This is a genomic window from Pantoea sp. UYEF8, from assembly GCF_040546285.1.
GTDB classification, from domain to species: domain Bacteria; phylum Pseudomonadota; class Gammaproteobacteria; order Enterobacterales; family Enterobacteriaceae; genus Pantoea; species Pantoea brenneri.
Genome location: NZ_JBEPNM010000039.1, coordinates 1 through 1,060 on the forward strand (window position 1 = coordinate 1; position 1,060 = coordinate 1,060).

Sequence of the window (1,060 nt, forward strand, 5' to 3'; positions counted from 1 at the left end):
ATATCTCACGGGAAGTATATACATTACTGCGAAATCAAAACAGGCAGATCAACAGCACCCCGTTAACGGCTTGACTCTTAGAAGGGCGTCCAGGGTAGCCATTACACAAGCAGACAGTTCCGGCAGGTACTGTGGCGTTATCGGATCAGGCAGAGTCTGAGTCGGCGTGGAAACTGCTGGGATAATAGCCCGATGGAGCGCTTCTTCAGGAGTCTGAAGAACGAATGGGTACCGGTGACGGGTTACACAAGCTTCAGCGATGCAGCCTGGGTAATAACGGACTATATCGTTGGGTATTACAGCGCGCTCAGGCCGCATGAATATAACGGTGGGTTACCACCAAATGAATCGGAAAGTCGATACTGGAAAAACTCTAAAGCGGTGGCCAGTTTTTGTTGACCACTACAGTTTCGGGTATATGAAAGGCCGGTCACTAGATGACTGGTCAGCCCTGCCGGAGGTGTTACGCCCCTCGCTGGAAGCGATAGCCCTTCATAGTATCGAAAAGAACTTTCCTGTGGCTGAGAAAATGTCGCCCGCTCAGTTTGAGCAGAGTATTGCGCTTATTCGGCCTGCCGCGCTCGGCCTGTCTCAGCACTGGCTGGCGCAGCGGATGTCTTCAGAGGTTTCACGTCCTGCTCCTGTCAGGCGTGAGTAAAGGCTAATGGGACGGAATGACCCTTGCCCGTGTGGCAGCGGTAAAAAATTAAAAAAGTGCTGCAAGCACTGACAAATCGAAAGGGAGGCTTGCTAATGGCAGTGAACAATCTGGATCGCTCCCGGTGGTACCTGGGAAATGTTCTCTGGTTCGGAGGTTATAACAGCAAAACGGATCGGGAGAATAAGTTTGGGTTTCTCTCGTCAGAGAGCGGAGCTGAGCTATTTTTTCATAAAAATGAGCTAAACCAGAGCAATACTCCTACTGACAATGCGCCGGTACTGTTCAGGGAAGGGATAGGTAAAAAGGCTTTGTTGAATAAATCAGATTTCGGGTAAGTCTCCCCCGTAGCGGGTTGTGTTTTCAGGCAATACGCACGCTTTCAGGTATACCTGCTTTCGT

3 protein-coding genes and 1 pseudogene are annotated in these 1,060 nt (G+C 50.3%); all 4 read left to right on the forward strand.

The annotated features are described in order from the left end of the window. Positions 1-90 precede the first annotated feature (90 nt). Positions 91-399 (forward strand): annotated as a pseudogene (locus ABIB18_RS23710) (integrase core domain-containing protein); the annotation flags it as partial. Next, entirely contained in the window at positions 344-658 is a 315-nt protein-coding gene (locus ABIB18_RS23715; RefSeq protein ID WP_354476051.1) for a YecA/YgfB family protein, read from the forward strand. The pseudogene ABIB18_RS23710 and the gene ABIB18_RS23715, both read left to right, overlap by 56 nt. 6 nt (positions 659-664) lie before the next feature. After that, on the forward strand, positions 665-730 hold the full coding sequence (locus ABIB18_RS23720) for an SEC-C metal-binding domain-containing protein (protein ID WP_316555839.1): 66 nt from the start codon (positions 665-667) through the stop codon (positions 728-730). A gap of 23 nt (positions 731-753) precedes the next feature. Next, positions 754-996 (forward strand): hypothetical protein, encoded by a 243-nt coding sequence (locus tag ABIB18_RS23725; RefSeq protein ID WP_354476053.1) that lies wholly within the window; start codon positions 754-756, stop codon positions 994-996. Positions 997-1,060 lie beyond the last annotated feature (64 nt).

Coding starts and splice junctions, on each gene's coding strand:
- ABIB18_RS23725 (WP_354476053.1), top strand. CDS start 754: ATGGCAGTGAACAATCTGGATCGCTCCCGGTGGTACCTGGGAAATGTT.
- ABIB18_RS23715 (WP_354476051.1), top strand. CDS start 344: ATGAATCGGAAAGTCGATACTGGAAAAACTCTAAAGCGGTGGCCAGTT.